This window comes from Actinosynnema sp. NPDC002837, from assembly GCF_040295345.1.
Taxonomy (GTDB): Bacteria; Actinomycetota; Actinomycetes; order Mycobacteriales; family Pseudonocardiaceae; genus Actinosynnema.
Window position 1 is genome coordinate 43,838 of the sequence record NZ_JBEOVG010000067.1, and the last position, 7,018, is coordinate 50,855.

Genomic DNA, 7,018 nt, shown 5'->3' on the forward strand with positions numbered 1-7,018 from the left:
CGTCGTTCAGCCGCGTGTGCAGGCCAGACGGTAGGCGGCGGCGCCGATCAGCTCCAGCGAGATCTGCAGGCGGTCCGGGCTCACGTTCTGCGCGATCGTGTCCTCGGGCGTGTGGTAGAGCGGCTCCAGCTCGTGCGGGCCGCCCTCTCCGCGCCAGCTGAAGTTCGCCGCGGCGATCTTGCGCTCGTGGAACGGCACGTGGTCGCTGCTGCCGCGCGGCACCGGGCCGTGCACCTGCGCGCCGTAGCCCAGGCGTGCCGCGGCGGCGGCTACCTGCGCGGTGGTGGCGTTGTCGCCGCCGTCCACCGAGAGCAGCCAGTAGGCGGTGGCCGGGCCGTGGCTCGTGGCGACCATGTCGTTCTGGAACACGCCCGCGATGCGCGCCGCGTCCGCGTCGGCGAGCTGGTTCACGTAGTACCGGGAGCCGAGCAGGCCCTGCTCCTCCGAGCCCCACAGCGCGAACCGCAGCGCCTTGTGCGTCGGCAGGTAGCGCAGCACGCGGGCCAGTTCGAGGGTCAGCACCGTGCCGCTGCCGTCGTCGTTCGCGCCGGGCGAGCCGGGCACGCTGTCGTAGTGCGCGGTCACCATGACCACGCCGTCGTCCCGGCCGGGGAACGTCGCCGGGCGTTCGGCGATGACGTTGTACGAGGTCAGGCCCGCGAGGTGGGTGGTGGAGACGGTCACCGTGACGGCGCCCGCGGCCCGCAGCCGCTCGACGTGCACCTGCGCGACGCCCAGCACCGGCACGGCGACGTTCGCGGTCAGCGTCGGGGAGAACGCGCCGGTCTTGCCCGCCGGCGGCGTCGACACGCGGCCGACCAGCACGGCCGCCGCGCCCAGCCGTGCCGCGTCCAGCACCGCCGTGGAGCCGGTCGGCACGTTCACCAGCAGCGCGACCTTCCCGGTCAGGTCGGCGGGCAGGGACGCGCCGGTGCCCAGGTCCACCACCGGGCCGCTCGCGGTCACGCCCAGCGCGCCGAAGCGGGACGCGCCCGCGTGCCACGTGTCCGAGCCGACGGTCAGCTTCGACAGGTACTTGTCCGGCACCGCGAACGGCTGCAACGTCACCTGGTAGCGCAGGTCGCGCAGCTCGGAGGCGAGGTAGTCGCGGGCGCGGTGCTCGGACTCCGTGCCGCCGATGCGCTGGCCGATCCGCTCGCTGAGCACCCGCAGGTGCTCCATCGCCTTGCGCGCCCGCACCCGGCCCACCACCGGGTAGTCGCCGAGGAACAGGTCGGGCTGCTCGGACGCGCCGGGCCGCTGCGCCCGCGCCGCCGGGTTCAGGCCGAGCGTCACCGCGCCGGCCACGGCCGCGGCACCGGTCAGGAGTGAACGTCTGCGCATGTGCGGACCCCCCAAGCTCGTAGATCACCCGAACCTAGGCAGGGGTCCGACCCCCTACAAGAGTGCTGTCGGAGGACACCCCTGGTCCAACGGAACCACGCCGATCAGCGCTTACGCCGGCAGACCGGACGAGGTAGGCGACCGTTCGACCCGGGGGACCCGAACGGGGGACACGCGCGGGCGGTCGATCAGCGGGTGGCGGCTTTGTGCAGGTCGCGAAGGGCGCGGACGGCGGCGACGGCGTGGTCCCGGTCCACCGCCTGGACGGCCATGATCGACACGTACTCGTCGTCCGGCAGCTCCAGGCGCGCCCACGACGCGCCGTCCGGGAACGACACGTGCAGCACCTCCGGCCAGCTGAAGCGGTGCGCCGTGACCACGTTGCGCACCTCGACGCCCTCGGCGTCGGCCCGCACGCGCGGCCTGGTCAGCAGCAGCATGCCGCACGCCAGCAGCACACCCAGGAAGATCATCGCCACCTGGTCGGAGGTCCGGAAGATCACGCCGGTCGGCGTGTCGCCCAGCAGCAACCCGACCACGGTGAACACCGCGACCAGGAACACCGCGCTGGCCCACGCGACCACGCGGATCCTCTTCGGGCGGAACTCGACCACGTCGACGGCCACGGCGGTCCTCACGAGCCCGCTCGCAGCCCGCGCAGCACGACCGCCGTGTCCAGCGCCGCCACGCACGCCTCGAAGCCCTTGTCCTCCACCGAGTCCGGGAACCCGGCGCGGGCCAGCGCCTGGTCCTCGTCGTTGGTGGTCAGCACGCCGTTGCCGATCGGCGTCGACGAGTCCAGCGCGACCCGGGTCAGCCCGGCGGTCACCGCGTCGCACACGTACTCGAAGTGCGGCGTGCCGCCCCGGATCACCACGCCCAGCGCCACCACCGCGTCGTGCGTGCGGGCCAGTTCCTGCGCCACGACCGGCAGCTCCACCGCGCCCGCCACCCGCACCACCGTCGGCGAGGCGACACCGGCCTTCGCCGCCGCCGCCAACGCCCGCTCGACCAGGTTGTCGGTGATCTTCGTGTGCCAGCGCGTGGCCACGACGCCCAGCGTCAGCCCCGCCGCGTCGGGGACGACGTCCTCGGGCCGCCCTTCGCCGCTCATTCCGCTCCCTCCGTGGTGGACACCACCGCGCCGCCCTGGGCCAGCGCCTCGTACTGCTCGAGCTGGTGCAGCTCGTGGCCCATCCGGTCGCGCTTGGTGCGCAGGTACCGCAGGTTCTCCGGGTTGGGCGAGATCGGCAGCGGCACCCGGTCGAGCACGGTCAGCCCGTAGCCCTCCAGGCCCACCCGCTTGGCCGGGTTGTTGGTCAGCAGCCTCATCGACTTGATGCCGAGCGAGGCCAGGATCTGCGCGCCGGTGCCGTAGTCGCGCGCGTCGGCGGGCAGCCCGAGCCCGAGGTTCGCGTCCACCGTGTCCGCGCCCCGGTCCTGCAGCTGGTAGGCCTGCAGCTTGTGCATCAGGCCGATGCCCCGGCCCTCGTGCCCGCGCATGTAGAGCACGACGCCGCGGCCCTGCGCGGCCACCGCCTCCAGCGCCGCGTCCAGCTGCGGGCCGCAGTCGCAGCGCAGCGAGCCGAACACGTCGCCGGTCAGGCACTCCGAGTGCACCCGGACCAGCACGTCCTCGCCGTCGCCGATCTCGCCGTAGACCATCGCGATGTGCTCGATGCCGTCGAGCTTGCTGTCGTAGCCGACGGCGGTGAACGTGCCGTGCGCGGTCGGGATGCGGGCCTCGGCGACCCGCTCGACCTGGACCTCCATCCGCCGCCGGTAGGCGATCAGGTCGGCGATCGTGACGAGCGCCAGGTCGTGGTCGGAGGCGAACACCGCCAGCTCGTCGCGGCGGGCCATGTCGCCCTCGTCCTTCTGCGACACGATCTCGCAGAGCACGCCCACCGGCGACAACCCGGCCATCCGGGCCAGGTCGACGGCGGCCTCGGTGTGCCCGGCACGACGCAGCACGCCACCGTCACGCGCGCGCAGCGGCACGACGTGACCCGGACGGTTGAAGTCCTTCGCCGTGGCGTCCGGGTCGGCCAGCAACCGGATCGTGTGCGCCCGGTCCGCCGCCGAGATGCCGGTGGAGATGCCCTCCCGGGCGTCCACGGTCACGGTGTACGCGGTGCCGCGCTGGTCCTGGTTCGTGTGGTACATCGGCGGCAGGTCCAGCCGGTCGCAATCGCTCTCGGTCAGCGACACGCACACGTACCCGGACGTGTAGCGGACCATGAACGCCAGCAGCTCCGGCGTCGCCTTCTCCGCCGCGAAGATGAGGTCGCCCTCGTTCTCGCGGTCCTCGTCGTCCACGACGACGACGGGCCTGCCCGCGGCCATGTCCGCGATGGCCCGCTCGATGTCGGCGAAGTCGTTCACCGGGCCTCCTCGGCGGGCAGGTGGGGCAGCGCGAGCCGCTCGACGTACTTCGCGATCACGTCCACCTCCAGGTTGACGTGGTCGCCCGGCGCCCGGCGGCCGAGGGTGGTGAGCTCCAACGTGGTCGGGATCAGGCTCACGGTGAACTCGGTCTCCGACACCGACACCACCGTCAGCGACACGCCGTCCACGGTGATCGAGCCCTTCTCCACCACGTACCGGGCCAGGGCAGGCGGCAGGCCGATGTGGACGACCTCCCAGTGCTCGGCCTTCTCCCTGGCCAGCACCACCCCGGTGCCGTCGACGTGGCCCTGCACGATGTGGCCGCCCAGGCGCTGGCCCACGGCGGCGGCGCGCTCCAGGTTGACCCGGTCGCCCCCGGCGATCTTGGCCAGGCTGCTGCGGGTCAGCGTCTCGCGCATCACGTCCGCGGTGAACGCGCCGTCGGCGACGTCCACCACGGTGAGGCACACACCGTTGACCGCTATCGAATCGCCGTGCTTCGCGTCGCTGGTCACCAACGGACCCGCGATGGTGACGCGGGCCGCGTCCGGCAGGTCGGCGACGGCGACGACCTCACCCAACTCCTCGACGATCCCGGTGAACACCGTTCCTCCTCAACGCGCGGGGACTGCGGATACCCGCACGTCCGGCCCGCACATACTGACCTGCTCCACGACCAATCCCACAGCGTCGGTGACGGTCGACACCCCCGCGTCCCGCAACGCCTGCGGACCGTCGCCCAAGAACTTCGGGGCGAGGTAGGCGAGCACGCGGTCGACGCGGTCGGCCGCCACGAACGCACCCGCCAGGGTAGGCCCGCCCTCCAGCAGCACGTCGACCACGCCCCGCGCGGCCAACGCGCCGAGCACAACGTCCGGGTCGTGCGTCCGCAGGTGCATCGTCTCCGCCTCGTCGTCCAGCACTCGGGCCCCCGGCGGCAGGTCGCTCTTGCCGACGACGACCCGCAACGGCTGCCCGACCCCATCCTGCCCCGGACGCGCGGTCCGCGCGGTCAATCTCGGGTCATCGGTGCGGACCGTCCCGGTGCCCACCACGATCGCGTCCACCACCGCGCGGAACTCGTGCACCTCGGCCCGCGACTCCGCCGAGCTGATCCACCGACTGGTGCCGTCGCCCGCCGCGACCCGTCCGTCCAGGCTGGCGGCGTACTTCCAGGTCACGTGGGGTCGCCCGGTCCGCGCGTAGTGCAACCAGGCCCGCAACGGCCCCAGCCGCACCGCGTCCCCGCCCACGCCCGCCTCGACCAGGACCCCGGCCTCCCGGAGCACGGCGGCCCCACCGGCCGCCTTCGGATTGGGGTCCGCCACCGCGAACACCACCCGCGCCACCCCGGCCGCGAGCAACGCCCCGGTGCACGGCGGCGTCCGCCCGTGGTGGGCGCACGGCTCCAACGTCACCACGGCCGTGCCGCCCCGGGCCGACTCGCCGGCCTCCGCCAGCGCCACCACTTCGGCGTGCGCGCCACCCGGCGGCCGGGTCGCGCCGACCCCGACCACCCGCCCGCCCGCGTCCAAGATCACACAACCCACCGGCGGGTTCGGACTGGTCGTGCCCCGCACCCGCTCGCTCGCCGCGACGGCCAGCGCCATCGCCTCGTCCACGTTCACCGCGCGCGCGTCGCCTGCTCGCGCAGCCGCTCCAGCGCCACACCGGGATCGGCCGCGTCGTACACCGCCGACCCGGCCACGAAGCAGTCCACCCCGGCCTCGGCCGCCTGCTCGATCGTGTCCGCGTTGATGCCGCCGTCGATCTCGACCACCAACCGGAGGTGCCCGGTGTCGACCAACCGGCGCGCCACGCGCACCTTGTCCAGCACCTCCGCCATGAACGACTGCCCGCCGAACCCCGGCTCCACCGACATGATCAGCAACGTGTCGTAGTGCTTCAGCACGTCCACGTACGGCTCCAGCGCCGTGCCCGGCTTCAACGACAACCCGGCCTTCGCACCCGCCGCACGCAGGTCCTTCGCCAACGCCACCGGATCACCGGCCGCCTCCACGTGCACGGTCACGTTGTACGCGCCCGCCTCCGCGTACCCGACCGCCCAGCGGTCCGGGTCGTCGATCATCAGGTGGCAGTCGAGCGGCAGGTCGGTCGCCTTGCGCAGCGACTTCACCACCGGCAGCCCGATGGTCAGGTTGGGCACGAAGTGCGCGTCCATGACGTCCACGTGCAGCCAGTCGGCCGAGGGCACGGCGGCGGCCTCGTCGGCGAGTCGGGCGAAATCGGCGGACAGGATGCTCGGGGCGATCATCGGCTGGTGGACCACGGGTGCCGAGTCTAGGCTTCCGCGATTGCCCGGACCTGGCCGGGAGCCGTATTTCACCCCGCACTTTTCCGACTACTCACGCGGGTAGTTCCCTAGCCGGTGTGCCTGCCATAACGTGCACACCGGGGGGCAGCAACTGGGGAGCACTGGGGATGAATGCCGAATTCCGACACAAGATCGCACTGATCACCGGGGCCTGTTCGCCGCTCGGCGCCGAGGTGGTCGAGTCGCTGGCCAGGCAGGGCGCGCTGGTCGCCGCCGTCGACAGCGACGGCGCGAGACTCGCCGACCTGGTCGAACACCTCCACGCACAGGGCCTGCGGATCGCCGGCAGGCAGATCGACGTCACGTCCAGCGCCGCCGTCGACGCCCTCGTCGACCAGGTGGAACGCGAGTTCGGCGCCATCGACGCCCTGGTCGCCACGGCCGGCGCCCTGCGCCCCGGCCCAGCCCTCTCGATCACCGACGACGACTGGTCGCACAGCTTCGCGGTCAACGTGGACGGCGTGTTCAACGTCTCCCGCGCCGTCGCCACCAGAATGGTCGACCGGGGCCGAGGAACGATCATCATGGTGCCCGCCCACGTGATCGCCGTGCCGAGATCGGGCATCGCCGCCTACGCCGCGTCACGCGCCGCAGCCATCGCCTACACAGAGTGCCTGGCGGTCGAAGTAGCACCACACGGCGTCCACTGCGCGGTAGTAGCACCCGCCGACGTCCACCGAGTCGCCGACGAAGTCAGATTCCTCCTCGCCGACCCCTCCCCCATCTCCAACGCCGTCGGCGCCTAACCCCACAAACCGAACCACCCCACCCAAACCCACCCAGCCGCCTATCCAACCCCACACCGACCACAACGGACCCGCCACACCCACCGAGGCCCTCAACCGCCGCACAACGGACCCGCAGCGGACCCCACCGAGGCCCGATTTGACATGGTTCGGGTGCTTTAGGCTGGTCGAAGCCGGCAGGCCCGGCGGGACGCTTTTCCCCGCC

General features: G+C 72.6%; 8 protein-coding genes. 1 reads left to right on the top strand and 7 read right to left on the bottom strand.

Annotated elements, in window-relative coordinates:
• Positions 1–6: 6 nt before the first annotated feature.
• The 7 genes from ABTZ99_RS32820 to rpe form a co-directional block, all read right to left on the bottom strand.
• On the bottom strand, positions 7–1,344 hold the full coding sequence (locus tag ABTZ99_RS32820; protein ID WP_498779817.1) for a M28 family peptidase: 1,338 nt from the start codon (positions 1,342–1,344) through the stop codon (positions 7–9).
• Between the two features lie 188 nt (positions 1,345–1,532).
• Complete coding sequence (locus tag ABTZ99_RS32825; RefSeq protein WP_498779818.1) at positions 1,533–1,982, bottom strand: PH domain-containing protein; 450 nt, start codon at positions 1,980–1,982, stop codon at positions 1,533–1,535.
• Positions 1,979–2,458: a 6,7-dimethyl-8-ribityllumazine synthase gene (ribH, locus tag ABTZ99_RS32830; protein ID WP_230569175.1), complete on the bottom strand. Its 480-nt coding sequence runs from the start codon at positions 2,456–2,458 to the stop codon at positions 1,979–1,981. The genes ABTZ99_RS32825 and ribH overlap by 4 nt, the downstream gene beginning before the upstream one ends.
• Positions 2,455–3,729 carry a bifunctional 3,4-dihydroxy-2-butanone-4-phosphate synthase/GTP cyclohydrolase II gene (locus ABTZ99_RS32835; protein ID WP_498779821.1) on the bottom strand — a complete coding sequence of 425 codons (1,275 nt, stop codon included), beginning with the start codon at positions 3,727–3,729 and terminating at the stop codon, positions 2,455–2,457. The genes ribH and ABTZ99_RS32835 overlap by 4 nt, the downstream gene beginning before the upstream one ends.
• Entirely contained in the window at positions 3,726–4,337 is a 612-nt protein-coding gene (locus ABTZ99_RS32840) for a riboflavin synthase (protein WP_498779823.1), read from the bottom strand. The genes ABTZ99_RS32835 and ABTZ99_RS32840 overlap by 4 nt, the downstream gene beginning before the upstream one ends.
• A 9-nt stretch (positions 4,338–4,346) precedes the next feature.
• Entirely contained in the window at positions 4,347–5,342 is a 996-nt protein-coding gene (ribD, locus tag ABTZ99_RS32845; protein WP_499616794.1) for a bifunctional diaminohydroxyphosphoribosylaminopyrimidine deaminase/5-amino-6-(5-phosphoribosylamino)uracil reductase RibD, read from the bottom strand.
• 14 nt (positions 5,343–5,356) lie between these two features.
• Positions 5,357–6,007, bottom strand: coding sequence for a ribulose-phosphate 3-epimerase (rpe, locus tag ABTZ99_RS32850; RefSeq protein ID WP_498779891.1), 651 nt, complete (start codon positions 6,005–6,007; stop codon positions 5,357–5,359).
• Positions 6,008–6,174: 167 nt separating this feature from the next.
• On the opposite strand from rpe, the gene ABTZ99_RS32855 reads away from it, so the two are divergent.
• Positions 6,175–6,813: an SDR family NAD(P)-dependent oxidoreductase gene (locus ABTZ99_RS32855; protein ID WP_498779825.1), complete on the top strand. Its 639-nt coding sequence runs from the start codon at positions 6,175–6,177 to the stop codon at positions 6,811–6,813.
• Positions 6,814–7,018 lie beyond the last annotated feature (205 nt).